This window comes from Streptomyces sp. YJ-C3 (genome assembly GCF_053891275.1).
Window position 1 is genome coordinate 8,774,522 of record NZ_CM132685.1, and the last position, 24,895, is coordinate 8,799,416.

25 protein-coding genes, 1 tRNA gene, 1 other RNA gene and 1 pseudogene are annotated in these 24,895 nt (G+C 68.7%); 8 read left to right on the forward strand and 20 right to left on the reverse strand.

The annotated features are described in order from the left end of the window. Window positions 1-96: 96 nt before the first annotated feature. From purD to ffs, 3 genes are all read right to left on the reverse strand, one after another. Entirely contained in the window at window positions 97-1,356 is a 1,260-nt protein-coding gene (purD, locus tag ACVHNB_RS39855) for a phosphoribosylamine--glycine ligase (RefSeq protein WP_456227036.1), read from the reverse strand. Window positions 1,357-1,454: 98 nt separating this feature from the next. Next, window positions 1,455-3,659, reverse strand: coding sequence for a DNA polymerase III subunit gamma and tau (locus ACVHNB_RS39860; protein ID WP_456227037.1), 2,205 nt, complete (start codon window positions 3,657-3,659; stop codon window positions 1,455-1,457). Window positions 3,660-3,712: 53 nt separating this feature from the next. Next, window positions 3,713-3,807, reverse strand: an RNA gene (ffs, locus tag ACVHNB_RS39865) — signal recognition particle sRNA small type. 131 nt (window positions 3,808-3,938) lie between these two features. Here ffs and ACVHNB_RS39870 point away from each other — a divergent pair. Further along, a tRNA-Ser gene (locus ACVHNB_RS39870) sits at window positions 3,939-4,023 on the forward strand. 63 nt (window positions 4,024-4,086) lie between these two features. On the opposite strand, the gene ACVHNB_RS39875 is transcribed toward ACVHNB_RS39870, so the two are convergent. The 4 genes from ACVHNB_RS39875 to ACVHNB_RS39890 all read right to left on the reverse strand — a co-directional run bounded on the left by ACVHNB_RS39875 (window position 4,087) and on the right by ACVHNB_RS39890 (window position 8,488). Continuing rightward, a complete protein-coding gene (locus tag ACVHNB_RS39875) occupies window positions 4,087-5,370 on the reverse strand; it encodes a tyrosine-type recombinase/integrase (RefSeq protein WP_456227038.1) in 1,284 nt (427 codons plus the stop codon). Continuing rightward, a complete protein-coding gene (locus ACVHNB_RS39880) occupies window positions 5,367-5,627 on the reverse strand; it encodes an excisionase family DNA-binding protein (RefSeq protein ID WP_456227039.1) in 261 nt (86 codons plus the stop codon). The genes ACVHNB_RS39875 and ACVHNB_RS39880 overlap by 4 nt, the downstream gene beginning before the upstream one ends. A 522-nt stretch (window positions 5,628-6,149) precedes the next feature. Further along, window positions 6,150-7,625, reverse strand: coding sequence for an ATP-binding protein (locus tag ACVHNB_RS39885; RefSeq protein WP_456227040.1), 1,476 nt, complete (start codon window positions 7,623-7,625; stop codon window positions 6,150-6,152). Between the two features lie 2 nt (window positions 7,626-7,627). After that, the gene (locus ACVHNB_RS39890; RefSeq protein ID WP_456227041.1) at window positions 7,628-8,488 is read right to left on the reverse strand and encodes a bifunctional DNA primase/polymerase; all 861 of its coding nucleotides are present in this window, start codon (window positions 8,486-8,488) and stop codon (window positions 7,628-7,630) included. A gap of 137 nt (window positions 8,489-8,625) precedes the next feature. On the opposite strand from ACVHNB_RS39890, the gene ACVHNB_RS39895 reads away from it, so the two are divergent. Then, window positions 8,626-9,642, forward strand: a complete 1,017-nt coding sequence (locus ACVHNB_RS39895) for a hypothetical protein (protein WP_456227042.1) — start codon at window positions 8,626-8,628, stop codon at window positions 9,640-9,642. Between the two features lie 120 nt (window positions 9,643-9,762). Here the strand turns inward: ACVHNB_RS39895 and ACVHNB_RS39900 are convergent, their stop codons facing one another. The 10 genes from ACVHNB_RS39900 to ACVHNB_RS39945 form a co-directional block, all read right to left on the reverse strand. Next, entirely contained in the window at window positions 9,763-10,686 is a 924-nt protein-coding gene (locus tag ACVHNB_RS39900; protein WP_456227043.1) for a hypothetical protein, read from the reverse strand. 53 nt (window positions 10,687-10,739) lie between these two features. Continuing rightward, entirely contained in the window at window positions 10,740-11,177 is a 438-nt protein-coding gene (locus ACVHNB_RS39905) for a hypothetical protein (RefSeq protein ID WP_456227044.1), read from the reverse strand. 17 nt (window positions 11,178-11,194) lie between these two features. After that, on the reverse strand, window positions 11,195-11,380 hold the full coding sequence (locus tag ACVHNB_RS39910) for a hypothetical protein (protein WP_456227045.1): 186 nt from the start codon (window positions 11,378-11,380) through the stop codon (window positions 11,195-11,197). 69 nt (window positions 11,381-11,449) lie between these two features. Next, a complete protein-coding gene (locus tag ACVHNB_RS39915; protein WP_456227046.1) occupies window positions 11,450-11,701 on the reverse strand; it encodes a hypothetical protein in 252 nt (83 codons plus the stop codon). Between the two features lie 141 nt (window positions 11,702-11,842). Beyond that, entirely contained in the window at window positions 11,843-14,029 is a 2,187-nt protein-coding gene (locus tag ACVHNB_RS39920) for a cell division protein FtsK (RefSeq protein WP_456227047.1), read from the reverse strand. A gap of 81 nt (window positions 14,030-14,110) precedes the next feature. Continuing rightward, complete coding sequence (locus ACVHNB_RS39925; protein WP_456227048.1) at window positions 14,111-14,494, reverse strand: RRQRL motif-containing zinc-binding protein; 384 nt, start codon at window positions 14,492-14,494, stop codon at window positions 14,111-14,113. After that, window positions 14,494-15,600 carry a conjugal transfer protein gene (locus ACVHNB_RS39930; protein WP_456227049.1) on the reverse strand — a complete coding sequence of 369 codons (1,107 nt, stop codon included), beginning with the start codon at window positions 15,598-15,600 and terminating at the stop codon, window positions 14,494-14,496. Before ACVHNB_RS39930 ends, ACVHNB_RS39925 begins: the two co-directional genes overlap by 1 nt. Continuing rightward, the gene (locus tag ACVHNB_RS39935; RefSeq protein WP_456227050.1) at window positions 15,597-16,196 is read right to left on the reverse strand and encodes a hypothetical protein; all 600 of its coding nucleotides are present in this window, start codon (window positions 16,194-16,196) and stop codon (window positions 15,597-15,599) included. The genes ACVHNB_RS39930 and ACVHNB_RS39935 overlap by 4 nt, the downstream gene beginning before the upstream one ends. Continuing rightward, entirely contained in the window at window positions 16,193-16,642 is a 450-nt protein-coding gene (locus ACVHNB_RS39940; protein ID WP_456227051.1) for a Pycsar system effector family protein, read from the reverse strand. Before ACVHNB_RS39940 ends, ACVHNB_RS39935 begins: the two co-directional genes overlap by 4 nt. After that, complete coding sequence (locus ACVHNB_RS39945) at window positions 16,639-16,932, reverse strand: hypothetical protein (RefSeq protein WP_456227052.1); 294 nt, start codon at window positions 16,930-16,932, stop codon at window positions 16,639-16,641. Before ACVHNB_RS39945 ends, ACVHNB_RS39940 begins: the two co-directional genes overlap by 4 nt. 502 nt (window positions 16,933-17,434) lie before the next feature. On the opposite strand from ACVHNB_RS39945, the gene ACVHNB_RS39950 reads away from it, so the two are divergent. From ACVHNB_RS39950 to ACVHNB_RS39965, 4 genes are all read left to right on the forward strand, one after another. Beyond that, complete coding sequence (locus ACVHNB_RS39950) at window positions 17,435-17,791, forward strand: GntR family transcriptional regulator (protein ID WP_456229002.1); 357 nt, start codon at window positions 17,435-17,437, stop codon at window positions 17,789-17,791. Window positions 17,792-18,024: 233 nt separating this feature from the next. Next, entirely contained in the window at window positions 18,025-19,041 is a 1,017-nt protein-coding gene (locus tag ACVHNB_RS39955) for an AAA family ATPase (RefSeq protein WP_456227053.1), read from the forward strand. Continuing rightward, entirely contained in the window at window positions 19,038-19,625 is a 588-nt protein-coding gene (locus ACVHNB_RS39960; protein WP_456227054.1) for a guanylate kinase, read from the forward strand. The genes ACVHNB_RS39955 and ACVHNB_RS39960 overlap by 4 nt, the downstream gene beginning before the upstream one ends. After that, window positions 19,622-20,473 (forward strand): DUF1932 domain-containing protein, encoded by an 852-nt coding sequence (locus ACVHNB_RS39965; protein ID WP_456227055.1) that lies wholly within the window; start codon window positions 19,622-19,624, stop codon window positions 20,471-20,473. Before ACVHNB_RS39960 ends, ACVHNB_RS39965 begins: the two co-directional genes overlap by 4 nt. Here ACVHNB_RS39965 and ACVHNB_RS39970 read toward each other — a convergent pair. Next, a complete protein-coding gene (locus tag ACVHNB_RS39970) occupies window positions 20,470-21,114 on the reverse strand; it encodes an HAD family hydrolase (protein ID WP_456227056.1) in 645 nt (214 codons plus the stop codon). The genes ACVHNB_RS39965 and ACVHNB_RS39970 overlap by 4 nt on opposite strands. 135 nt (window positions 21,115-21,249) lie before the next feature. On the opposite strand from ACVHNB_RS39970, the gene ACVHNB_RS39975 reads away from it, so the two are divergent. Then, entirely contained in the window at window positions 21,250-22,095 is an 846-nt protein-coding gene (locus ACVHNB_RS39975) for an SLATT domain-containing protein (RefSeq protein ID WP_456227057.1), read from the forward strand. Window positions 22,096-22,351: 256 nt separating this feature from the next. Here the strand turns inward: ACVHNB_RS39975 and ACVHNB_RS39980 are convergent. After that, window positions 22,352-22,705, reverse strand: a pseudogene (locus ACVHNB_RS39980) (tyrosine-type recombinase/integrase); the annotation flags it as partial. 282 nt (window positions 22,706-22,987) lie between these two features. Between ACVHNB_RS39980 and ACVHNB_RS39985 the strand changes: the two are divergent. Beyond that, a complete protein-coding gene (locus ACVHNB_RS39985) occupies window positions 22,988-23,290 on the forward strand; it encodes an immunity 53 family protein (protein ID WP_428953699.1) in 303 nt (100 codons plus the stop codon). A 778-nt stretch (window positions 23,291-24,068) separates the two neighbouring features. Here ACVHNB_RS39985 and ACVHNB_RS39990 read toward each other — a convergent pair. Then, window positions 24,069-24,485 carry an STAS domain-containing protein gene (locus tag ACVHNB_RS39990; protein WP_428953698.1) on the reverse strand — a complete coding sequence of 139 codons (417 nt, stop codon included), beginning with the start codon at window positions 24,483-24,485 and terminating at the stop codon, window positions 24,069-24,071. Between the last annotated feature and the right edge of the window lie 410 nt (window positions 24,486-24,895).

The window sequence follows — 24,895 nt, forward strand, 5'->3', positions numbered from 1 at the left end:
GTCCGGCCCCTTGTCCGAGCCTGGTGCGTCCGGGCCTGTCCCGGCGGCCGCGACCGTCCGTGGCGGTCGGAGATCATCAGCGACCGTCCGTGGCGGTCAGCTTTCGGCGGCGGCCTTCGCGGCGATGTCCGTGCGGTGCTGGGATCCGTCGAGGCCGATGCGGGCCAGCGCGGTGTACGCGCGCTCGCGGGCCTGCGCGAGACCGGCGCCGGTCGCCGTGACGGACAGCACCCGGCCGCCCGCGCTGAGGACCGGCCCGTTGTCGCCGTCCCGCTTCGTCCCGGCGTGCAGGACGTACGCGTTCGGGGCATCCTGTGCGGCCACCGCGTCGAGCCCGGTGATCGGGTCACCGGTGCGCGGGGTGTCCGGGTAGTTGTGGGAGGCGATGACGACGGTGACGGCCGCGTCGTCGCTCCAGCGCAGCGGCTCCAGGTCGGCGAGCGTGCCGTTCGCGGAGGCGAGCAGGACACCGGCCAGCGGGGTGCGCAGCCGGGCGAGCACGACCTGGGTCTCGGGGTCGCCGAAGCGGGCGTTGAACTCGATGACGCGGACGCCGCGGCTGGTGATCGCGAGACCGGCGTAGAGCAGGCCGGAGAAGGGGGTGCCGCGCTTCTTCATCTCGTCGACGGTCGGCTGCAGGACCGTGTCGAGGACTTCCTGGACCAGCTTCGGGTCGGCCCACGGCAGCGGCGAATAGGCGCCCATGCCACCGGTGTTGGGGCCCTCGTCGTTGTCGAGCGCGCGCTTGAAGTCCTGGGCGGGCTGGAGCGGGACGACCGTCGTGCCGTCGGTGATCGCGAAGAGCGAGACCTCGGGGCCGTCGAGGAACTCCTCGATGACGACGCGCTCGCAGGCGTTCGCGTGGGCGCGGGCCTTCTCGATGTCGTCGGTGACGACGACGCCCTTGCCGGCGGCGAGGCCGTCGTCCTTGACGACGTACGGTGCGCCGAACGCGTCGAGCGCCTCGTCGACCTCCGCCGGGGTCGTGCACACGTAGGACCGGGCGGTCGGCACCCCGGCTCCCGCCATCACGTCCTTGGCGAACGCCTTCGAGCCCTCCAGCTGCGCGGCCTCGCCGGACGGGCCGAACACGGGGATGCCCTCGCCGCGGACGGCGTCGGCGACACCGGCGACCAGGGGAGCCTCGGGGCCCAAGACGACGAGGTCGGCCTCCAGCTTCTGGGCGAGGGTGGTGACCGCGGTGCCGTCGAGGGCGTCGACGGCGTGCAGCTCGGCGACCTCGGCGATGCCTGCGTTGCCAGGAGCGCAGTGCAGGGCGGAGACGGCGGGGTCGAGGGACAGAGAGCGGCACAGGGCGTGTTCGCGGGCGCCGCCGCCGATGACGAGGACCTTCACGCCCGTCAGCCTATCCGTCCGGGCGGTGTGCTCTTGTACGGGCTTCCCAACGGGGAGCGGACCGTGGTTTGTGGGTTTCTCCAGGGCGGGGTGCGCCACTACTCGTTGATGAATTCCTCGACCACGGTCGCGCCCAGTTCGCGGACGAACAGGTCCTGTCCGGACAGCGCGTTCTCGTCGAGGTCCGGGTCGTCGTCCTCCGGGACGTCGTCCTCGGCGGAGACCGGCTGACGGGCGGGGGCGGGCGCCGGGGCCGGAGTGGGCGCGGGGGCGGGGGCGGGCGCCGGGGCGGATGCCGCCGCGGGAGGCGCGGGTGCCGGGGTCGGAGCCGGAGCCGGGGCCGGGGGCGGGGTGTAGCCGCCGCCGTAGCCGCCGGGCGCGGGCGGTGCCGGGGGGCCGCCCCCGGCGTCGACCACCGCGTCGACCTTCCACTGCACGCCGAACTGCTCGGTCAGGGCCGCCTTCAGTACGTCCTCGCTGCCGCTGCTCACGAAGTTGTCCCGGGCGCCCGCGTTCACGAAACCGAGCTGGAGGGTCGTGCCGTCGAAGCCCGTCACCTGCGCGTTCTGACTGAGCAGGATCCAGGTGAAGCGGCGCTTGTTCTTGACCGCCTCCAGGATGTTCGGCCAGAGCATGCGGGGGTCCGGGCCGCCGGCGGGCGCCGCGGCCGGAGCCGGGGCGGCGGGAGCGGGCTGCGACGGAGCCGGGGCGGTGGGCGCGGGGGCCGCCGCCGGGGCGGGCGGCTGGCCGGAACCGGCGGCCGCGGCGGTGGGCCAGCCGCCGGGCCGGCGCGCGCCGCCTCCGCCGCCCGCGGGGGCGGCGGTGGGCCAGGCGCCGGGGGCCGCGGCGGGAGGTGCGGCAGCGGGGGGTGCGGCAGCCGGGGGTGCGACCGGGGCGGGCGGGGCCGGTGGTGCGGCTTCCGAGGTCGGGGCGGGTGCGGGGGCCGCGGGTGCGGGAGCCGGGGCCGGGGCGTCGGGAGCGGTACCGCGCACTGCCGCACGGGCCGCCGCCGGTCCGCCGCCGGGCGGGACCGGGGCCACGGGTGCGGACGGTGCGGACGGTGCGGGCGGCATGGGCGCGTGGGCATCGGGCCCGGGAACGTAGGCCATCGCGGGACCGGGGCCCTGACCGCCCGGGGTGAAGACGCCGCCGCGCTCGATGCGGTCGAGGCGGGCCATCACGGAACGCGCGTCGTCGTACGCGGCGGGCAGCAGCACGCGCGCGCAGATCAGCTCGAGCTGGAGCCGCGGCGCGTTGGCCCCGCGCATCTCGGTCAGGCCTTCGTTGACGAGGTCGGCGGCGCGGCTGAGCTCGGCGGCGCCGAACGTGCTCGCCTGCGCCTGCATCCGCTCGACGACATCGGCGGGGGCGTCGATGAGCCCCTTCTCCGCCGCGTCCGGAACCGCGGCCAGGATCACCAGGTCCCGCAGCCGCTCCAGCAGGTCGGCGACGAACCGACGCGGGTCGTTGCCCCCCTCGATGACCCGCTCCACGACCTCGAAGGCGGCGGCCCCGTCGCCGGTGGCGAAGGCCTCGGTCATGGAGTCCAGCAGCGAACCGTCCGTGTATCCGAGCAGCCCCGTCGCCATGGCGTACGTCACACCGTCCTCGGCGGCGCCCGCGAGGAGCTGGTCCATGACGGACATGGAGTCACGCACGGAGCCCGCGCCGGCCCGCACGACGAGCGGCAGCACCCCGTCCTCGACGGGGATCTCCTCCTTGCCGCACACCTCGCCCAGGTAGTCGCGCAGGGTGCCCGGCGGCACGAGCCGGAACGGATAGTGATGCGTACGCGACCGGATCGTCCCGATGACCTTCTCGGGCTCGGTGGTCGCGAAGATGAACTTGAGGTGCTCCGGCGGTTCCTCGACGACCTTCAGCAGCGCGTTGAACCCCGCCGGCGTGACCATGTGGGCCTCGTCGATGATGTAGATCTTGTACCGGCTGCTCGCCGGGCCGAAGAAGGCCTTCTCCCGCAGATCACGGGCGTCGTCCACACCACCGTGCGAAGCGGCGTCGATCTCGATGACGTCGATCGAACCCGGCCCGTTGCGCGCGAGGTCCAGGCAGGACTGACAGGTGCCGCACGGCGTCGGCGTGGGGCCCTGCTCGCAGTTCAGACAACGGGCGAGGATGCGCGCGCTGGTCGTCTTGCCGCAGCCGCGCGGACCACTGAACAGGTACGCGTGATTGACCCGGTTGTTCCGCAGCGCCTGCTGCAACGGGTCGGTTACATGCTCCTGCCCGATGACCTCGGCGAACGACTCCGGGCGATAACGGCGGTACAGCGCGAGAGACGACACATGTACGAGGTTATAGGCGCCCACTGACAACCGGCCCCGACCGCCCCGGGAACGCAGACGCCCCCCACGCACCCGCCAGAGCCAACCTACCCTTGCTGCCTTCCGGCCCTGGGGGAGTTCAGTCAGATAGCGCCACGTGAGGGGCTGCGCCCAGAGTACATGCTCCGGCCGGGTGGCAGCGACGGGTCCGGACGACGGAGGGGGCGACGGGAGGGCGACGGGGGCGACCGGCGGGAACGGGTTCGCGAGCACTCCTCAACGTCTTGTATTGTTTGCCGCGGAGGATTCGCCTAGAGGCCTAGGGCGCACGCTTGGAAAGCGTGTTGGGGGCAACCCCTCACGAGTTCGAATCTCGTATCCTCCGCACTGCCTGAACAGGCAAAACGAAGGGCCCCACCGGATGCCGGTGGGGCCCTTCGTTGTTCACTCAGCCCTCGTTGTCCTGGTCTTTGTCCACAGGGCCCGTTTCCGGGGCTCCCCAGATCGCTGCCCCGATCTTCCGGGCGACCTCCTTGAGAAGGTGGTCAGGCACGTGGAGGTACCGGGCCCTCATCCGCGCGGCACCACCCGGCTCCCACCCCATGATCTGATCGATAACCCGGTCCGGAACCCCGAGCAGCATGAGCACCGTGCCCGCTGTGTGCCGGGCGTCATGAAGTCGCCCGTCCCGGACCCCTGCGTCTTCCAGCAGCCGCTTCCAGTCGTGATAGTCCGTGTTCGGGCTCAGGGGCCCACCCAGCAGCTTGGTGAACACGTACTCCGACTCGGTCCACAAGTTGCCGGCCTCTTTGCGCTCCCGCGCCTGCTCTTCGCCATGCGAGCGCAACATCACGACCAGCGGGCCCGGCAGCGGCACCGCGCGACGCCCCGCCTTGGACTTGGTGTTCTTGGTCTCACGCCGCACCTGAACGCGGTCAGGGCAGTACCCCGCTTTCCGGCCGCACGGCGCTGCCTCGCCACACCCGTGTTCGTACTTCGGGCGGAGACGGTTCCGTCGCAGCTTCAGGTACTCGTTCTCCAAATCAACGTCCGACCAGCGCAGGCCGAGTGTCTCCCCTTGGCGCAGACCGAGAGCGAGCGCAAGCATCCAACGAGCGCTGTTCCGACGCTTGTTGACTTCCAATAGCAGGCTCTGGACCTCTTCCACGGAGTAGGGCTCAACCTCCTCTTCTTCCTCCTCCATCCGTGGCGGCTTGGCGAGAGCAGCCGCGTTCTTGGTCGCGTGACCGCGCCGCACCGCCTCACCGAGCGCAGTCCGCGCCGTCCGGTGAGCCTGGTGGGCCGTGCCCGCCTTACTCCCGCTCTTCTGCATCCGTCGGTAGAGAGCCTCCAGGTGCTCGGGCTCCAACCGGTCGATGCGGTGCTTGCCGATCCCGGGAACGAGGTGCACGCGAACCGCCACCTCGTAACCGTCGTACGTGTTCTCGCTGACGACTGGCTTGGCGATGTTCTCGACCCAGTGCTGAAGCCACTTCTCGACGGTCCACGGCTTCCCGGGCTGCCGAGCCGATCCTTCGTCGCGCTGCTTTTCCAAGCGCCGCACCTCTTCGACCAGTTCCTTGCGGGTCGGGCGCGTCAGGTGCCTGCGGTACGGCTCCCCGTTGTCCTTGTAGCCCATCGGCACCCGGGCGTGCCAACGGCCGTCCTTGCCTAGGTAGATGGCCGATTCGCCGTTGGCGCGTCGCGTGCCCCTCTTCTTGTCATCAGTCACGCGGCGAGGCCCTTCGGCTCAGAGGTCGCGGCACCGCAGCACTGCCTTGCCCGCAGCTTGTGCGCGAACTCGACTACGGCGTCCGCGGGCACGCGCCTCGCCCGACCGAGCGTGACCGAGTCCAGCTCCCCCATGGCGAGCAGTCGGAAGCAGTACGTACGGCCGATGCTCAGTCGCCTCGCAGCTTCCTCAACGGTGAGCAGGATCAGTGTCGGGTCGTCGATGTCCTCCGTTGCGGTGCTGGGGGCGTCGTTCATAGCTCGCTCCTCCGTCTCGGTCAGGTACGGCAGAACTGTGATGCTGGGGGTCTGGCGGCGTGCCACGGTCGGCTCCTTCGAGACTTCGGGCGTGTGGCTGCGTGTGTCCGAGGTTGGGATTTCTGCGTCACTGCGTCATCCGCGTCACGCATGCCTGTTGGCCTGCGTCTTTGCGTGACGCAGAGGGTGCGGGGGTACGTCACCGGTGACGCAGGCCCGCGTCATCCGTGACGCAGGTGACGCGGGGTGACGCAGCCTTTCGCCGTCTGCGTCACCGCTGTTGCCGCAGGTCACCGGCCGTTTTCAGGGTCCGGGTGACGCAGGTGACGCAGGATCTCTTTCCTTAGGAAAAAAAGAGGTGGGGGTGTCTGTTGTGGTGCGCGGTTCCTTAGAACGTGAAGAAGGAGCCGCTGCGCGGCGCGACCATCACGCGGCGGTGAGCCGCCGAACTGCAAGAGGAGCACCGCCCGCGTGGCGCGTGGTGCTCCTCTTGCAGTTGCGTTCGGTCGCGTGGCCCGCAGGTCAGAGCAACTGCCCTTGCTGAACCTCGGGCGGTGCTGCCTGGCGGGCCATCTCGATGTAGCGGGCCGCGTTGGTGCGCCCCCAGTCGATGAGGACGCCGCGGGCCCCGAGGGTCGGCTGAAGTCGCTTCAGGCGGTCGGAGAGGACCTTGCCGGTGGTCGGCCAGCCCTTGGGCAGGGGACGGCAGTCCTCGCCGCTGTAGAGCCGTGTGAGGGCGTACAGCCACTCGGCAGAGGACATCCGTTCCTCCGTGCCTGGGGCGATGTTCGCAGCGTGCTGAAGGACGGTCTGCGCGAGCAGGTCGCCCTCGATCACGTCGTCGTTCAGGTCGTCCAGGCTGGCACGGTAGGCCGTGAGTGCACCCAAGCCAGTGGCCGCATCGAGCTGCGCGCACAGGTGCGCGAAGTCGGCCATGCGCAGATCGGTCGGGATCTCGGCATCGGCGGCGCGGACCTGCACCGTGAGGTCCAGGAGCGAGCCGAGCACGACCGGCAGGATCTCCTCGTACTCCGTCCACAGCTCCGCCTCGGTGCGCCGCACCTTGGGCCGCTCCAAGCGCAGCGGAAGGAGCCGTTCGGCAAGGTCGGGCCGGATGACACCCACGTCGATACCTGTCATCAGCAACGGGCGCCGGTAGCGGGCACGGACCACGTCGCCGTCGGTGTAGAGGGCACGCTTGATGTTCTCGGCGCCGGTGACGATGCAACACATCGCGTCCGACAGATCCGGGGTGAGGTGGGAGAGGTTGTCCAGCGCGGTGACCCATCCCGCGGCGACGGCCGCGATCAGGTTCTCTTCGTCCTTCGGAGCTCGGCGCAGGTCGCCGCTCATGCCCTCGATGATCCGCACCAGCATGCGCCCGCCGGTGGACTTGCCGGCGCCCTGGGGGCCGGTGAGGAACGGGGCGGGGACGGGCACGGACGGTCCGAGGCATCCGATCAGCCAGGCGAGGGCCAGGCACTCGGTCTCTGCGTTGGCGAAGTTGCACAGCCGAAGGAGCAGGTCGATGCCCTTGCCGTCGGTGTTCTTCACGGGAAGGGGCAGTTCCCCGGTGAGTTGGGTGCGGCGCCAGCACACTTCCTGAGGGTCGGGGGTGACGATGTCCCAGCCGGTGGCGTGGATACGTACTGACTGGCCGTCGTTGCGGCCCAGGTCCAGCCAGGTCGCGCCGTCGAAGCCGGGGGCGACGCGGATGTGCACGTTCTGGGTGTCCTCGGTGAGGGCGAGTGCTTCGATCAAGTCCAGCGCCTCCTTCAGGGCGGTGCCGTTGAACACGCCGAGCCCGTCGTTGAACAGCCCGACCATGAGTTCTTGCCGGTGGCTCCCGGAGGTGCCCTGGGAGCGGATCGGGCGGGCGACGGGGTGACCGTTCTTCTGCGCGTAGACGGTGCCGTCGGCGGTGCGGAAGTAGCGGAAGTGCTCTTGCGCGTAGTCGGCGATGACCTCTCGTGCGGGGGTCTTGTCGTCGTCGGACATGGCTACATCCCCAAGCGGTTGCGGGCGTTGTTCCACGCGTCGGCGCAGTGCCGCGGCGTCTCGCCCTTGGCCTGCGCGGCGGCGAACAGCCGCGCTGTGTGGTTCTCGGTGAGGCAGCCGCACCGACCGTGGACGGAGAGCACGGCCAAGAACGTGGCGTACACGGCCGCGTGGATGCCGCTGGACGCCCCGTTGATGCGCTCCACGGCCATCGCGATGCCGCGTTCCAGGAACGCGGGTGAACGGTGCCTGCACGCACCCTCAGCGCCCCGCACGGAGCCAGTGAAGGCGTGCGCGACTGGCTGAACGGGCGCGGGCTCCTTGACCGTCAGCGCGCGCACCACGGGCGGCAGGGCGGTGAGGGTGCCGGTGCCGTGGCTGCGCCATCGGGCGTAGGACATCATCGACTTGATGTCGACGCCGTCGCGGACGGCGTTCGAGGACGGCATGGTGCCCTGGTAGATCCAGTGCTGTCCGCGGGTGGTGCGCACGGTCCGGGTGGCCGGCAGTGTGTCGCGGGCCCAGGCGACAGCGTCGTCATGGTCGAGGTCGACGACGGTAAGGCCCGCGCCGCCCGGGTAGTACGCGACTCCAGCAGCCTCCCGCCACGCAGCAGCCCAGAGTGGGGAGTTGAGGGTCCAGGGGTCGGTGGTGGCGGCGGCCCAGCCGTGGCACGGCGCGAGGCAGGTGCAGGGGCCGGGGGTCTTCATGTGGGGGCGTCCGCCGCACGAGGTGTACAGGCAGGCGGGGCAGTTGGCGAAGGGCACCTTGCCCTTGCGTAGCGGCAGGACGGGCAGGCCGTCGGCCGCGAGGCGCAGGGCAGTACTGAGGTGGTCTCGCCGGATCAGGGCGGGATGGGTCATGCTGGGGTTTCTCCTGCTCTCTTGGAGGGATGGGAGACCCCGGGGCGGGCGCGGCTTGTGGAAGAGACGGCGCCCGCCTCGGGCGCATTCTGGGGGTGGTAGTGCTGTTGTCAGTGGTGCCGGATAGGTTCCGCGGCATGGCGATTGATGACCTTGCTCCGGGCACGATCACGAACCGCACCGAGATGAAGGCTCGGTTCGGTGGGGGGATCCAGGGAGGCATTCAGACCCCGGCAAACGGGGAGACGGTGTTGGCGTACTCCGATCCCTCACAGGGCGTGAAGTACGGCTATACCTTCGACGGCCACGCAGAGGACGACGAACACGGGCCGCTGTTCCACTACACCGGTGAGGGCGTAGTGGGCGATCAGAAGATGACGGACGGCAACAAGGCGCTGTTGGACAGCGTCACGGATGGCCGTGCGGTCATGCTGTTCGTCGCGGCGAGCAAGAAGGGCACCCCGGGCGGGGTGAAGCAGTGGTTCGTGGGACAGAGCGTGGTCGACCCTGTGCTCCCCTACGAGGAGCGGTGGGCCCCGGGCCAGGACGGCGTCATTCGCCGCGTCTTCGTCTTCCGGCTGCGCCCCGCGGAAGGAGTCCAGTGGGCCCTTCGTGACGAGGACGCGCTGCCGGCGGCAACGGTGGATCACATCGTGGAGTTGCCGGCCAGTCCGAAGCCTGCCGTGCCCGCTCCCACGCCGAAGAAGCCGGGGGCGAAGTCCAAGAACACGGAGAAGCACTCGACTGCTACCACCGTCGCCAACATCATCGGCGGGGAGCGCGAAGTCGTGCGCCGTGAGGGCCAGTTGGTGACGGCGTTCGAAGCGTTCCTGACCGCGGAAGGCCACCAGTTTATGGGCTTTCAGATCACCGTCGAGGGCGAGAAGGGTGCCCTCGTGCCGGACCTGTACGACGTGACGGACAACGTGCTCTACGAGGCCAAGGGCAACTCGACGCGTAACGCGGTGCGCATGGCGATCGGCCAGCTTCTCGATTACCGCCGGCACGTGGCGAAGAAGGTGCCCAAGGGGATGCGGCTCGCGGTCTTGCTGCCTGAGCCTCCCAGCGACGACGTGCGCGAACTGCTGGCCGCGGAAGACATCGCGCTCGTGACCCAGACCAAGGAAGGCTTTGCCGGCTTCCCGCTCTCGTGAGTTTGGAGCAGGTGCGCCCTGGGCTCTCTCGTGCTCAGGACGCACCTGCTCTCTTGGAGGGATGCGAGAACCCGGGGCGGGCGCGGCTTGTGGAAGAGACGGCGCCCGCCTCGGGCGTAGCTACAGGTCGTCGGTGTCGGGCAGGTGGCGCAGGATCTGCGCGCGCTCGCGCTCCCCTTGCTCGCGGGCCGCGTCCAGTGCCGTCAGGTCGATGGCGGCTTCGAGGGCGGCGCGCACTTCGGCGGTGAGTTCGGTGGGGCTCATGGCTTCGGCCTGCACGGTGTGCCGCATGTGCTCGCCGCGTCGGTCGGTGGCCTTCTGCGGTGCGGAGGGGAGCCGGTAGCGAGCGATCTGCTCGGGTGTCACAGCAAGCCGGGTGAAGACGGGAGCGGGCCCGCCCATGTCGTCGATGAACGCGGTGATGTCCGCGGCCGCCGAGTCCAGGATCGATAACCCGCTGGGGTCGTGGTCCCCCAGGTGCAGGACCGTGGTGGGGGTCTCGCGCCAGGAGATGCGTTGGGCGGCGTCGTACTTGACGGTGACCGAGTCGAACCCGCCGGAGCTGTAGGTGTTCACGCCGTACTCGCGGGCGACGCGGGCGACCATGGGCACCATGCCCGCGGCCTCTACCCACAGTTCGACCGTGATCGGCTGGCCGTCGTCCAGCGCGTGGCTGTAGGTCTCGGCGGTGCGGCGGACCGAGCGCCAGAACTGTTCGGGGCTGTCCCAGCCGCCGGCGCCCATCGAGGTGCCCCCGTCGTCCCGGATCGAGCGCATCGGGATCATGCGGGCTCGGCGGGCCCGGTTCAGGGTCTCCAGCAGGCGGGCGTATGCCTGCTCCGTCTTGTCGTAGCCGTGCGCGCCCACGAGCCGGTAGAAGACCTGTCGGGCGGTCATGGGCAGGAACGCGCTGTTCTCATCGAGAACGTGACGAACCCGGTCGACCAGGTCCAGCACGTGGGGGCGGGGCGCCCAGTCGGCGAACCCGCGGACCCGGGTGCGCTTGTAGGTGCGGCCCGAAACGGTGCCGCAGGGTGCAGTCATCAACGTCTCCTCTCAAGGTCACTGAGTGGTGCCACGGCATGCCGTGTGTTGCCTCATCCGTGGAAGTTGTTGCGCTTGAAGACGGCTTTGCCGATGTTGACCGTGGTCCCGCCGCGCGATCCGGCGACGAGCTGGACGGCGATGAAGCCACCGAAGATGACCGCGGCGAGGATGATGAGTTGCTGGATGAGCGCGGCGAGTGCGGCGATGAACGTGGTGAGCATCAGCAGGCCGCCGCACACCGCGGCGAAGCCGACGCCGCCGAGCGCGATGTTCACCGCGGCCCGCGATACGGGCGGCTTCACGGCGACGGGCTCCGGCTTGGCGGGCTCGATGGCGTAGCCGGTGACCACCCGACCGTCGGGGAGCACGATGGATGCCACGCCGGGGACGTGGCCGCTCTGGATGGGGGCCAGCGGGGCCGGTATCGGGGCGGGGTGGTGGACGATGCCGGCCGTCGGGGCCGGGCGGTAGGTGGTGGGCTCGTTCACGGCCTGCTCCTCTCGGGTCAGGTGTTGGGGATGGCGCTGATGAGCGCGCCCATGAGGCTGTCGATGGTTCCGGCGGCGCCGGTGCTGGCGAGGTAGAAGCCGAACAGCGCGGCCACGATCGCGGTGCCGTAGCCCTTGTTGGCGCGCAGGAGCAGGGCGAGGATCAGCCCGAAGAGCAGGACCAGGGAGATGTGCACGGCCATGTCGATGTCTCCGTAAGGAAGTTGGGTGAGGGCGCCGGGAGTGCGGCGGCATGGTCCGAAGGGCGCCCTTCAGCGGGTGCCGTCGCGGTGGACGCCGAGCCAGAGGTTGTAGAGGTGGCGGCCGAAGCGGATGCGCTTGCCGGTGGCCTTGCAGTGGCGGCAGTCGTGGCCGCGCTTCTGCCTGCCTTTGCGGTCGGTCTTGATGTCGTGGCCCATGCCGTGGCAGCGCGGGCAGTCCTTGAACGGGACCGCGGCGCACGTTCCGATGTAGCAGAGGGTTACGACGAGGATGAGAGCGATAGCGAGCAGGGTGGAGCTCATAGCGGGCCCTCCCAGGCGGTTTCTAGGGGTTTTCGCAGGTGGGCCGCTATCCGCTAGCGGCCTGATCAGAGCCGGTTTGGGGCGCTAGCGGGGCCGCTAACGTTAGCGGGGTGTGCCGCTAGCGCTAGCGGCCCCGGATGGTCAGGACGCGTCCCGCTTTCCGTCACGCTCCGCAATCGCGGTGGTGAGGTGGGAGCGGTCGATGCCGCGCCGGTTGACGACCTTGCCGTTGACGCGGCGGCCCACCTGGATGGTGGTGATGCCGTGCGGCTTCAGCGCCGCGGCGAGCGCGTCCGGGTCCCAACCGTCGTAGACCTCGGGCCGGAGTTCGGCCAACCTGGCGACGACCGTCTCGGACCAGACCTTGGCCTCCTTGGCGGGGACCACGGCGAGGATGTCGGCGAGCAGGTCGTACGCGCTCACGGCCAACTCCGGCTCTTCACCGAGCGCGTAGCCGGACAGCAGGCCGGCCTTCTCGCGGGCGGCGCGGGCGCGGGCGGCGATCCGCTCGGCGCCAGGGGCGTCGACGAACACGGCGCCGACGATGCGGGCGTCGGAGCCTTCACCGATCAGGTAGTGGATGCCCTTGTCCCCCCAGGCGAACATCGTCGCCCGCACCCCGCGCTTGTACGAGGACGTGCCGAGCACCATGTCGTTCTCGGTCTGGCCCATGACCTTCAGGCACGCGCGCAGTGAGGCGTTCGCGCTGATACCGGTGGGCAGCGACTTCGCGTCCGGGCGCTGGGTGGCCAGGAACAGGACCATCCCGGTGGCCGGGCCGCGCTTGACCAGGTCGGTGGCGTGCTCCTCGAACTCCTTGCCGTGCTCGGGGTGCTCGAACAGGACCTGGCACTCATCCACCCCGATGACGATCGGGTGCAGCCCCAACGAGCGCTTGGAGGCGAGTTCGCTGGTCACCTTGGACTCCGGGCAGATGTCCCGCGGCAGGGACCGGATCACCTTGGTCCGCCGGCGCAGCTCCTCGCGCAGCGCGCGGAAGTCGTTCAGGACGTACTGGATGGTCTCGTCGTCGTCGCCCGCGGCGTGGCGGTGGGAGACGGCGTTGCCGACCGGGTCGAGGTCGCCGGTGCCCTTCATGTCGTACGTGTGCAACTCTGCCCGCGGATCGAGGCCGGCGATCAGCAGCCACAGCCGCAGCAGGAACGTCTTGCCCATACGCGGGATGGCACCGATCAGGCCCGCGATGTACATGAAGGTGAGTTCCACCCAGCGTCCCCGCTGGTCCGTGCCGTACGGGATGGGCTTGAACAGGTCGACCGTGCCGGACTTCAGCAGCGGCCACGTGGGCTTCTTCGCCTTGGACATGTCCTGATCCCCGACCCACAGCACCAGGCGCCCGGTGTGCTCATCGGCGACCGCCTCGGGCCACACGCAGCCCAGCGGCCGACGCAGACCGGAAGCCAGCTTCTCGCGCCGCTCGATCACGTCGGTGACGGTGACGCCGAAGGGCAGGTTGCCCTCCGCACGCCACCCGGGCCCGTCGCGGGTGATCGGGGCGGTGAACTCGAACCCGTCCCGCCCCTTGGCCTGCGCCTGACTGATCGCGGGGATACCGAGCGCGCCGAGGGCGCGGAGGACGATGTCCGAGGTGAGCTTGGTCGCCTTGGGCATCTCCACCGCCCGGTGGATGACCGGGGCGTCGGCGCGCCGGCCGTTGAAGCCCAGCGCCATGACCAGCGCGGACACCGAGACGGCCTGAAGCCATCCGGGGGCGAGGACGTACATGGCGAGCGCGGTGCCGAGCCCGACGAACATCGCCAGGACCGTGACCAGGGTGCGCAGCCGCACCCGTCCGTCGCGCTGCCGCGACAGCTTCAGGTACTCGGCGGCGTCCTCGCGGCGCACCGCGGCCAGCCGGACGGGCTCGCCCTCGCGGTCGGCCACCCATCGCATAGTGGAGCCGATGAACTTCGCGGCCCCGGTGGGCGCCTGGAGGGCGAGGCGCAGGGCGTAGACCGGGGAACGGAGTGCGTGATACCCGGCCGCGTGCGCGTAGTGGCCGGCCACCCATGTGGTGGCGGTCTTCAGCTCGTCGATCGAGCGCAGCCAGATCGGGACGACTTCACGGCGCTTGGCGTTGATGAGGCGGCCCAGGTAGCCGGGGCCGGTGGCCTTGGTCGGGGAGTCGACCATCACGGCCGTCTCCGGGTCGATCGGCTCAGCACCGGTCGAGGGCTCACCTGCGGTTTCGGCGCGGGCGGATCGGGCCTTGTCGAGGTCGACGACCGTGCCGGCCGAACCGTCGTCGGTGGTCATCTCGGCTTCGAGTCGGGCGAACAGCTCCGGGTCGTCGTCGGGGTGCTTCACTGGTGGTTCCTCCGCTTCAGGGTGTGAGGGATGGCGGGCCCGATCGCGTGCTGTGAGAGGTGAGCGATCGGGCCCGCGCGTTCATGCAGCGCGCTGTTCTTCGGGGTAGGCGCAGGGCACGCACATGCCGAGCGAGCCGGGGATGACGTATCCGGCATCGCGCCGGCAGACCGGGCAGGTGCGGCGAGCGCGCATCGCCTTGGCGAGCGCGGCCCGCTTGCCCGGCGTCATGGGCCGCACCGGCTTGGCGCGGTCGACGCGGTAGAGGTAGGCGACCAGCGGGCCGCGCCGGTAGCGCGGCCGCAGCACCTGCGCGGACACCTCCTGACCACCCGGCCGAAGACCGAGGGCCCGGAGCTGGCGACGGGTGGCGAGCCCACTCGGGGCGTAGCGCCAGGGGTAGGTCGGTATGCCGAACTGGCCACCCGACGGGCAGTAGCACTTGGCGAGCGTCAGCGCCGACATCAAGCGGCCTTGTCAGCGCGTTCGGCGCGCAGGGTGTCCCGCAGCGTCCGGGCGTTCGCCGGGGACGTGTGCAGGGCCTTGCGGATGCCCTCACCGGTCAGCTTGGCGTCCGGCCAGTCGGCCGTGACCGTGCGCGCCTCGGTGAGCAGTTCCGCCGGAGTGCGCTTCGGCCGGGGCGACTTCGCAGCCTCCGGAACACGCCCCGTCACGCCGCGCGGACGGGGCGACTCAGCGGCCACAGTCCGTTCCTCGATCGGTCCGGCCGGGGCCGACTCGATCGCCTTCACGGGCTTTGTCGGAAGGGTCGATTTGATGAACCCGACGGCGACCGGTCGGGGCAGTTCCTTCACGTTCGGCGTGATCGGCGCGGGAGTCGATTCCGGCAGATCAGCCATAGACCGTTTCATCTCGGTCTCGGTAGATTCCTCCGCATTCGTGCTCTCGATCGGATCGGGGCCCGCACCGAGTCCGAACATGTCGGCCAGTGCGGTGTCCGCGCCGATCGTGACGCGCTGGCGCTGCACATCGAGCAGCGTCGATCCGAGCGCCAGGTCCCCGACTCCGACCCTGCGCGCCAGTCGCCAGGAAGCCCGATCGGAACGGGTGCGGGTCCACTTGCCGGGGTGGTTGGCGGCGCGGGCCCGGTGATAGGCGAGCCGCTGCACGACCTCGATCGCGCGGCGCTCGCCCTCAGCGTCGCGGCCCTCGGTGTGGACCACGATGCGACGGGCTAGGAACGCCATGCCCTCGGCAGAGACACACATGCCCATCGGGGTGATGGCGTAGATGACGGTTTCCCCGGACGTATCGGCTGCCTGCGCGGCCATCACCGACGCGGCAGCGGGCAGGGCCCACAGGCCGAGACGGATGACGCGCGGGGAGGACTGGCCCAGCATCGTCAGACCGAGCAGCACGAGCGCGAGCACGGCCGTTGCGCCTTCACCTGCGGCCACGGCACCGAGCGCGGTGCCCTTGCCGTACGCGCCGCTGATGTTGGAGTAGGTACCGATCCCGCCGAAGACGCCCGTGCCGAGCATCGGCACGAACGCCGCTCCCAACACCACCTTCTGCGTCTTCGATAGCGGCTTGCGGGTCGTCGCGGTCATGCCGCTACCCCCTCAACCACGTGATGGCGCAGGCCGGTCAGGGCGGCGATGGCGTCGCCGGTGAGCTTGGTGTTCTCGTCCATGGCGTGCGCCACGGTGCGGATCTCGCGCCACAGGTGGGCGACCTTGCGCCGCGCCATGCCGCGCACCATCGGCCACGACTTGCCGCCGTCGGGCACGTGGTCGCGAGCGACCGTGACGCCATGGGCGGTGAGAGTGTCGATGGCCTGTTCGCGGTCGTGGTCGGCGGCGCAGGCCAGAGCCCGTTCCGGGGTCCACAGGCCGTAGGCCATCAGGTAGTCGACGTGGGCAACCTGCCCTCCGGCGCACATCGCGGCGAAGTGCCACGGCGGGGTGTTGTTCTCCTGCCACGTGGTGTTTCCGGTGACCGCCCAATGACCCTTGGCGGGCTCCCAGGCGATGACCTCAACGGAGTGCACCGTCATGCCGTAGGCCATGGCCAGCACGGCGTGACCAGCCTCGTGAAAGGCCATCCCCAACCGGGCCTGTGCGTAGGAGAGCGGCATGTCGCGGAACGGGCGCGGACGGCCCTTGTGGTCCTTCAGGACCTCGGGGGCGGGAGCGGTCGCCATCATGCGGCACCTCCGAACGCGAGGGCGAGCGCGGACAGAATGAGTAGGGCGCCACCGATGCGGGCCAGGTCGATCGCGCGGCGCAGCGCGGTGAACTTGGTGACGGCGATGCGGGACAAACCCGCGATGTCCGCGGCGATGTCGGTGGCCACCGCGTCGCGGATCTGGTCGGCGGTGAGGGTGGCCCACAGCGGGAAGCCGTGCCGGCCGGACAGGTTCGGCCGGACCGTGGACAGCAGCAGCGCGGCAGCCCCGATCAGCACAGCGATACCGGCGAAGCCGGGAACGAGGGCGTAGGCGTTGAGGGGCGCGTCCTTGCCCGCGCTCCACACGCCGGCCAGGACGGCGCCGATGAAGGCGAGTAGGAGGCTGGCCTTGCTGTCGGTCCGCGTGATCTCCGCCTTGACCTCAGCGTGTGCTGCGGCCAGGTCTCGGGTCGGGGCGCTCATGCCGCCGCCCCCTTGCGCACCGGACGGCGACGGGAGACCGGGCGGGCGAGCGGCACGACGTTGAACAACTCCGCCGCGTGGTCCTCGATCGCGGCCGCGGCGACGCGGATCGCGTCGTCCGGCATGCCGGGGTCGTCCGCGAGGATGTCGCGGGCCGCGTCCAGACGCGCCGCGCGCTCCATCTCGCTCTCGCCGTCCACGCCCAGCCACAGTTCGACCGGGGTGCCCAGAGCCAGTTCGATGAAGTCGTTGATGGTCACGGCCTGACGGCCATTGATGTACGAGCGCATGGCGAAACTCCTGATCACTGGAGGGATGGGAGAGACACCGGAGCGGGCGCGGCTTGCGGAAGAGACGGCGCCCGCCCCGGGCGGAAGAGTGAGTGCCTCGGTCGGGAGTCGAACCCGGCCTACGACCATCGAGGCGGTCTTGCAGTGCCAGTCACCGCCCCGAAGGACGGCTCATGGGCAGGTCACCCGGCCCGACATGGGCGGTCGGGATGGTGACCCGCACCCATCGACCGCACCTGTTCATGCGGCTGGGTCGGCACTCTGTTGAGTTCTCCACAGCGCTCGCTCCGGGCGGTGCATCCGGACGCTGTTTGTGCAGGTCAAGCAGGTCGATCAAGCGCTTTGCCCTTCCGGGCTGAGCCGCTTTCCCGACTATGCCTCAGAGTGCACTGTGAGGCAGAGTGCGTCAAGTCCCCCTGTGGAACAAGCAGCGTGGGGCACTGGTTCTACCTCTGCGGCACAGGCACTATGAGGCAGAGACCAAACGAGACTTGGGGTGCAGATGGTCGAGTGGACCGGTAAGCAGTTCGCCTATCAGCAGGTAGCCGATGACCTGCGGCGACGCATCGCAGCGGGCGAGTTCGCAGAGACCGGACAGCTCCCCTCGTACGGGGAGCTGCAAAAGGCTTACGGAGTCACGGTGACCGTGGCCCGAGCCGCCATCAATCAGCTCAAGGCCGAAGGGCTCGTCGTCAGCCACCAGGGCAAGGGTGTGTTCCTGACCGCCGACGCCGGCAACTCCGCCGCGCAACTCGCCGACCCGGTCAGGACCATGGCGGAGCTGCGCGAGGAAGTTGACAAACTGCGAACCGAAGTCGGGGAGCTGCGCCAACGCGTCGCGACCTTGGAAGGCATCTAGCCTTCCGGCAAGCCGGTGTGGGGCCTGAACAGCCGCGCCGTGGGACATCAGAACCTCCTCGTTCGGTGTGCCACAAGTTCACTGCCACGGCGCGAAAACCGGTATCACGTCCCGCTACCTGAGAAAGTCCGAGCGGTTTTATACATCCGCTTACACATGCGCTATCACGAATTTCCACAGCGCTAGTCGGACCGCTACACTCGCGTCTCCGACTAGCTATCTAGGAGGGGCAGATGGCTCGGAAGCACTCAGATTGGAAGCCCGAACTCCTGCGGATGCACCGCGAGGAGATAGGGCTCACTCTGGAAGACACGGGGGAGAAGCTCCGCGAAATCGCGGAGCGGCACGGCTTCAACATTGCCGCGAACTTCCAAACGATCTGGGGCCACGAAAAGGGTTCGGTGTATCCCGGTCCTCATTACCGCCGGGCATACTGTCGCCTTTATCGTCGCAATGAGGCCCAACTCGGCTTCCGTAAAGCCCTGCCCGGAGAGGATGCCCCTGTGGAATCCGTACCGGCGCCCGCTTCCGCTGAGCGAAAGCTCCCCGACCAACCGGACGCAGTACGTAAAGCGCTGAGCAGCATCCGCGAAGGTACCGACGACGTGGACAGCGAGGCTCTGCGCAATCGTGTGGTCAACGCATGGAGCCGCCACACGGCAGGGGCAAGCACTGATGGGCCAACCGTGATCCTGGTTGGGGGGTACGCCGGATCGGGGAAGTCGGAGTTCGCGAAGTTCTTGGGAGGGCTCACAGGGTGGCCGATCCTCGACAAGGACTCACTGACGCGCCCGCTGGTCGATCAGCTCCTCGTCTCACTGGGAGGAGAGGCGCACGATCGGAGTTCGGACCTCTACCGCGAGAAGGTTCGACCGCTGGAATATCGGTGCCTCATGGAAGCCGCATGGGACAACTTGGATTGCGGGATATCGGCGATTCTTGACGCCCCGTTCATCGCCGAATTCTCTCAGGCTGACTGGATGCAGCGCTTCCAGAATCGATGCCGGTCAAAGCGGGTCTCCGTGGCGACCATTTGGGTTGAGTGCGACGTCGAATCAATGCGCGAGTACATCGAATTCCGGGGAGCGGCGCGAGACGCCTGGAAGATGGAGAAGTGGGATGAGTACGCCTCGGGGCTCGATCTGAACATGCGCCCTCAGGGCCCGCACTTCGTCGTCGACAACCGGCTTGGCGCCGCCGTGGCCCTGGTCGACGAAGCCCGTGACGTGCTCAGCGGTGGTGGGCTGTGAGCCCCTCCGGCATCATCCTGTACGGCCCCCCGGGGTCCGGCAAAGACACGATCACAGGTGAACTCTCCAATTTGCGGGCGGATTTCACGCTCTTTCAGCGGCTGAAGGCGGGACCGGGTCGCACCACCGGATACCGACTGACGACCCCCGAGCACATCGAGGAACTGGCTCAGGCGGGGGAGGTTCTCTACCGCAACAGCCGGTACGACGCGGAGTACGCCATCGACCGCGGCCAGGTCTCCACACTCGTCGCCTCCGGCCACATCCCCGTTCTCCACATGGGACAGGTTGTGGGTGCCCTAGCTGTCGCGACCTTCCCCATCAACTGGGTGCGGGTCCTCCTTTGGTGCCCAGAGGACGTAACGCGCCAGCGCTGCCAGGGGCGCGGGGACAAGGACTTGGAGACCCGGCTCAAGGTCTGGCACGAGACCCGGCAGGACCTCTTGGACCACGCCACCGAACCCTGGTCGCTCGTCATCCGTACCGAAGACGTCAGTGCGGCTGAGGCAGCGCGCACCATCGACGAAGCACGATTGGCCGGCGCATCCGCCGAAGTTCGTGACATTCGCGGGTTGGTCGGATGACCGTCGTCGGGGTGCTGCACCCGGGGAGCATGGGCGCCGCTGTGGCCGCTCAGGCCCGGCTCGGCGGCGCTGAGGTTCTGTGGTGCCCGGCTGGGCGCAGCTCGGGGACCAAGGAGCGGGCCCTGAGGCACGGGCTCACCGCGACGGACAGCCTCGGGGAGTTGGTCGAGCGCGCCGACGTCATCCTCAGCATCTGCCCTCCGGCTTATGCGGAGGACGTCGCTGTCGAGGTCTCGGCGTACCCGTTCGCAGGGATCTATGTGGACGGTAACGCCATCGCCCCAGCGACCATGGCACGCGTATACGCCATCATGTCCCGCACTGAGGCGACCGTCGTAGATGGCTCCGTCATCGGCTCGCCTCCGTCTGCTTCGAAGTCCGCCCGCCTGTACCTGTCCGGCCCCGGAGAGTCCTTGTTGACCGTTGCAGCGCTCTTCGACGGGACGGCGGTACAGGCTCATACGCTGACCGGTGGCATCGGTCGCGCCTCGGCTCTGAAGCTGTCGTACAGCAGCTACCAGAAGGCGAGCCGCGTACTGGCCGCCGTCTCGTACGCCCTTGCGCGGGACTACGGAGTAGAGGGCGAGCTACTCGATATCGCGGAGAGACGCAGCACTAGCTACCTCGCGGAAACGGCGTACATTCCGAAGATCGCTGCGCGGTCATGGCGCTGGGGCCCCGAGATGGACGAAGTCGCCTCCGCACTCCGTGAGGCCGGTCTCCCGACCGACCTTGCGTCGGCGTCAGCCTCCGTCATGAGCCGCTGGGACAGCCTCAGAGACGCACCTCTGAGCGTTTCCGAGGCGCTTGAACATCTGCACGCCGCGCCGGAGGCCGACGCCGACTAGCCCGGCAGCTCTCGCAGTACCTCGATGGCCTCCACTGCACTCGACACGACGACGTCGGGTTCGTGGGGGCCATCAGCCCATTCGCAGGCGCCGGCCACCCACACAGTCCGCAGCCCTGCCGCTCTCGCCCCCACCATGTCCGTGTCGAGGCTGTCCCCGACCATCCATCCCCCGGCAGCCAGCGAGACGCCGCATGCCGCCGCGGCGGCGTCGAAGAGGGCAGGCTCCGGCTTCCGCGCTCCCACAGCTTCCGAGACGGTCACGCCGTCGAAGAGAGGAACGAGTCCGGTCGCGTGGAGCTTGGCACGCTGGATGTCGACTGCCCCGTTTGTCGCGATGCCGAGCGTCCATCCCGAGCGCCGAAGCTCGACGAGTCCCTCCGGCACGCCGGGAAAGCACCGGACCGACCGGGCCACACCATCGACGTACTCCCGCCACAGCGCGTCAGCGGCGTCCCTGAGCCCCAGCTCCTCGCGTAGGTAGACGAAGTCCTCGGGGCGCGCCCGGGCCCTCAGCCGAGCGCTTACGAGCGATGCGATGTCTTCCGGCAGGCCACGCGAGCGGGTGAAACTCCCCGCCCAAGTATCCAAGCCACCCTGTCGGTCGATCAGCGTGTTGTCGAGGTCGAAGAGTGCCAGCACGGGATGACGCTATCCCCGTTCAGCTCTCTGGGTACGCCCCGCGTCAGCTGCTGATCTCAAAACGGCCTCTCGGGATTCACACACTCCTATGATCGGACTGCATGCAATCACCGTGGCGAGTCGTAATGGGGGACCATGGCGCAGTCAACGACCGCGGCCGAAAGGGCGATTGAGGGGACCCTTTCCCATGACAGGGCGATCCTTGCTCTGCGGGCCGAGATCCGTGAAGCCCGGCTTAAGCGATTTCTACTGGTTTCCACCTATCTCTCTGCGCCTGCGCTCCTGCTTTTCCTGTTCATCGGGAACATCGCCGCATGGCGCCGCATCGACCTCGCCCGCGTCAACCTGACGTGCATCCCGCTCCTCATCGCTCTACTCATCCTGTGCGCAGTCGTCCGTATCAACAGCACTGTCGACTGGCTTGACGGTCCCGTCCGAGACGAGTGGGAATCGGGGCACGCGGCAGAGAAAAAGATCGACCTTGCGTTAGCCATCGAGCGCAAGCGTCTCTCCGCAGCATCTATCGACCTGCCAACAGAAGACCGCCGCCACATCTACCGAGAGACCGTCCCTGGAGCCATCGAGCAGTACCGCTCCGACGGCCTTCGCTACAGGCGAGTCCACAATTTCTTCCAAAGCGTCATCATCATCGGCTCGCTTGCGACATCGACAGCAGCGAGCCTCGCGGAAACGCCAGCGCCCTACAAGTGGATCACCGTTGGCACCAGCTTCTCTGTCGGTCTCGCGGCAGGCTTCACGGGCTACTTCAAGTTCCGTGAGCGCAGCTTCTACCTCCAGCAGACAGCCGACGCCATCGAAGAAGAGTACGACGCTGTCAATCTGAAGGTTGGCCGCTACAAAGGCAGCGCGGACGACGAAGCCGCTCTTCTGGACTTCACCGAGCGCGTTGAGACCCTCAAGAACGACCAGCGCAAGCGGCAACAGCAACTCGACCAGCCTACGGAGACGCCCGAGAGCTAACGCCGTTGTCCTGATCGTTGTCCAGTTCACTGACGGACGTCATGGTCCACTGCCATACGCGCACGCCTTCTGACCTGCCACTCGAACGCCCATGAACGACCCCGAACGATCATGCGCACAGTTGGAAAGCGTGTTGGGGGCAACCCCTCACGAGTTCGAATCTCGTATCCTCCGCCAGTGCCTCACCGGGCACGATGTCGAAGGGCCCCGCTGCTAGCAGCGGGGCCCTTCGACGTTCTCCGTCTCAGTTGTCGTCTCAGTTGAGTTCTGAGGCCGCCGGGGACGGCTCCCAAAGCGCGTCTCCCACTTGCTGCGCGACCTTCCGCAGCATCGGCCCCGTGATGTGCATGTACCGAGCGCGCATCCGGGCCGCTCCCCCGGGCTCCCAACCCATGATCGCGTCGACCACAACGTCCGGGACACCGAGAAGCAGGAGCACGGTCGCAGCGGTGTGACGTGCGTCGCGAAGTCGGCCGTCCCGTACGCCCGCGTCCCGAAGGAGCCGCTTCCAGAGGTGATAGTCGGTGTTGGGGCTCAGCGGCCCACCGGCAGGAGACGCGAAGACGTATCCCTTCTCCTCCGAGTCGGATCCGGCGATGGTCCTCTCCCGGTCACCTTTGGCTGGGCAGATTGGATCACGCCTTAGCTCCGTGCCCCATCCGTGCCCGATAGACCGGGAACTCACGGGGAACCACGGTTACGAGCGGGCAGCACTCAGGACGAAGGCCCCGACGAGTGTTCTTGGTCAGGGGCCTTCAACAACTGCGGTGGGTGTGGGATTTGAACCCACGGTGACTCTCGCCACGACGGTTTTCAAGACTGCTCGGAGGCTGAGTCAGCCTGATGAGCACCGCAGAGCACGCGACCCAGTGCCGCGCCTAGGATCCCCGCTATGGACAGCGCAGAGCACCCCTTCGACTGGCTTCAGCGGTGGTACACCGAGCAGTGCGACGGAGACTGGGAGCACTCATGGGGTGTCAAGATCGGCCCGCTAGACAATCCTGGGTGGACGATTGAGATCGACCTTGAGGAGACCTCGCTCGAACGCAAGAGGTACGCGGCAGAGCGCATCAGGCGAAGCGACACTGACTGGATCTTCACCCATGTCCAGGCGCTACGTTTCACAGCCTCATGCGGACCGGGCAACCTCACCGAGGTACTTGCCATCTTCCGCAAGTGGGCCGAGGGCGCATAGCTGTACAGCAGCGAAGTACCGCAACTGCAGCAACCGATCATGTTCGCCTGTGGCCCACAAGAGCCGCGCGACGGCCGGAATGAACGCTGCTGACCGCTCTGCATAGAGCTACGGATCAGAAGGCATAACCTGTTGAGTGGTGAGGTCGTCCGCAGGGTAAAGGCCGGGACCCGGGGTGCGACAAGGCTCGGCTGCCTCACTGCTCAAGCCCGTGCCAGATCCGTGCCAGGTTGGCCGGGGAGCCACGGGGAACGCCGGGCAACGGAGCGTCAGCGACGAGGGCAAAGTAAGCCGCTCCCCCGCAAGTCAGACGCCTAACTCCCCCTGAATCACCCGAGCTTCCCAAGCTCAGAGCGTTCTCTGACAGATCAACCGCTGCCGTCTTGAGGGCCAAACCAGCCGCTCACGCATCCTGCCCGGGGGCTGCTCCTGACGTTGGCAGTGGAGCCCTTGGATGAGCGGTTCCTGGAACTCACGATCCAGGACGACACGTGGATCAACGAACTACCCCCACCGTCGAAGCCAGGCGCCGCGACGTCCCAGATCCACGACTGGTGGTGGCACCGGCGCCCTGACCCGCTCCCCTGGTAGACGCCCTGCCGGCGGGGCCAGAGGCAGGCGCAGGCCCCGCTGCGAACAGCGGGGCCCTTCGACGTCGGGCGTATCCGTTCGGGTCAGCGGCGGCGCAGTCGGTGGCGGTTGGCTGTGGGTGGGTGCTCGGGCCAGTGCAGGAGCAGCACGGACAGCACGAGGGGGGTCACGGTCAGGATCGTGAACGTCACCGGTGTACTCCCTCGGTGGTGGGCCGGCCGGCGCAGCGGGCGGCTTCCATGAGCCGCTGGACCGCGGGTGAGCTGGTGCGCAGGTGGAGACTCCGCCCGTGGCGGCTCCAGCGGTCGAGGACGTTCAGCAGGGCGGAATCGGCGAAGGTGACCCGCCGTACGTCGAGGCTGAGGTGCCGGTAGCCGTGGACGGCTCCCGCGGCCAGGACCGTCCGGAGCGGTCTCGCGCTGTGGTGGTCGATCTCGCCCTGGAGCTCGATCCACAGTGCGGGCCCCGCGGTGGTGCAGGAACGGATGATTATGTCGCCGGGCGTACTGGTGCCCGCCTCCTTCATGCTCTCGGCGTCGCTGCCGACGGCGAGGGAGGCAGAGGCGGAGGTGGACAGTATGAGAGGGGTGCTTTCGGGACTCACGCCGTGATCAACCCGCGAGCCGGGGCACAGGATGCGGCGGATCACCCGGCTGTGCGCACGGGCCCCTCGGCAGGGGGAAAGCATTCAGTCCAGCGGGTGGAGTCCGGCATGGGATCCGTCACAACGGTGGCAGCCGGCTCCCGGGTCCGGATGCGCCGTCATGCCTCCGGCGGGGTCGAACCGGTCTCCGGATTCTTCAGTGCGGCCAGGACCTGCCGTTGCCTCCGGCGGAGCGGGGGGATGTGGACCGGGTCGTGTCCCGGGTGCGGGGTGCGCTCGGGGCGGCTGTGTTCGGCGAGCTCTTCCTTGAGGGGGCCCAGCTTGATCCTGACGCCGCGCTCGAGCGTGCCGTCCCGGGGCTCCGCTCCTCGATCGCCGGGGGGGCTCCATAGGGGTAACCCCACCCTCAA

What these genes read in the sequence shown, in the direction of transcription:
- ACVHNB_RS39880 (WP_456227039.1), bottom strand. Translation starts at nt 5,627, where the DNA reads ATGAACGACGCCCCCAGCACCGCAACGGAGGACATCGACGACCCGACA.
- ACVHNB_RS39885 (WP_456227040.1), bottom strand. Translation starts at nt 7,625, where the DNA reads ATGTCCGACGACGACAAGACCCCCGCACGAGAGGTCATCGCCGACTAC.
- ACVHNB_RS39890 (WP_456227041.1), bottom strand. Translation starts at nt 8,488, where the DNA reads ATGACCCATCCCGCCCTGATCCGGCGAGACCACCTCAGTACTGCCCTG.
- ACVHNB_RS39895 (WP_456227042.1), top strand. Translation starts at nt 8,626, where the DNA reads ATGGCGATTGATGACCTTGCTCCGGGCACGATCACGAACCGCACCGAG.
- ACVHNB_RS39900 (WP_456227043.1), bottom strand. Translation starts at nt 10,686, where the DNA reads ATGACTGCACCCTGCGGCACCGTTTCGGGCCGCACCTACAAGCGCACC.
- ACVHNB_RS39910 (WP_456227045.1), bottom strand. Translation starts at nt 11,380, where the DNA reads ATGGCCGTGCACATCTCCCTGGTCCTGCTCTTCGGGCTGATCCTCGCC.
- ACVHNB_RS39915 (WP_456227046.1), bottom strand. Translation starts at nt 11,701, where the DNA reads ATGAGCTCCACCCTGCTCGCTATCGCTCTCATCCTCGTCGTAACCCTC.
- ACVHNB_RS39925 (WP_456227048.1), bottom strand. Translation starts at nt 14,494, where the DNA reads ATGTCGGCGCTGACGCTCGCCAAGTGCTACTGCCCGTCGGGTGGCCAG.
- ACVHNB_RS39930 (WP_456227049.1), bottom strand. Translation starts at nt 15,600, where the DNA reads ATGACCGCGACGACCCGCAAGCCGCTATCGAAGACGCAGAAGGTGGTG.
- ACVHNB_RS39935 (WP_456227050.1), bottom strand. Translation starts at nt 16,196, where the DNA reads ATGATGGCGACCGCTCCCGCCCCCGAGGTCCTGAAGGACCACAAGGGC.
- ACVHNB_RS39940 (WP_456227051.1), bottom strand. Translation starts at nt 16,642, where the DNA reads ATGAGCGCCCCGACCCGAGACCTGGCCGCAGCACACGCTGAGGTCAAG.
- ACVHNB_RS39945 (WP_456227052.1), bottom strand. Translation starts at nt 16,932, where the DNA reads ATGCGCTCGTACATCAATGGCCGTCAGGCCGTGACCATCAACGACTTC.
- ACVHNB_RS39950 (WP_456229002.1), top strand. Translation starts at nt 17,435, where the DNA reads ATGGTCGAGTGGACCGGTAAGCAGTTCGCCTATCAGCAGGTAGCCGAT.
- ACVHNB_RS39955 (WP_456227053.1), top strand. Translation starts at nt 18,025, where the DNA reads ATGGCTCGGAAGCACTCAGATTGGAAGCCCGAACTCCTGCGGATGCAC.
- ACVHNB_RS39965 (WP_456227055.1), top strand. Translation starts at nt 19,622, where the DNA reads ATGACCGTCGTCGGGGTGCTGCACCCGGGGAGCATGGGCGCCGCTGTG.
- ACVHNB_RS39975 (WP_456227057.1), top strand. Translation starts at nt 21,250, where the DNA reads ATGGCGCAGTCAACGACCGCGGCCGAAAGGGCGATTGAGGGGACCCTT.
- ACVHNB_RS39985 (WP_428953699.1), top strand. Translation starts at nt 22,988, where the DNA reads ATGGACAGCGCAGAGCACCCCTTCGACTGGCTTCAGCGGTGGTACACC.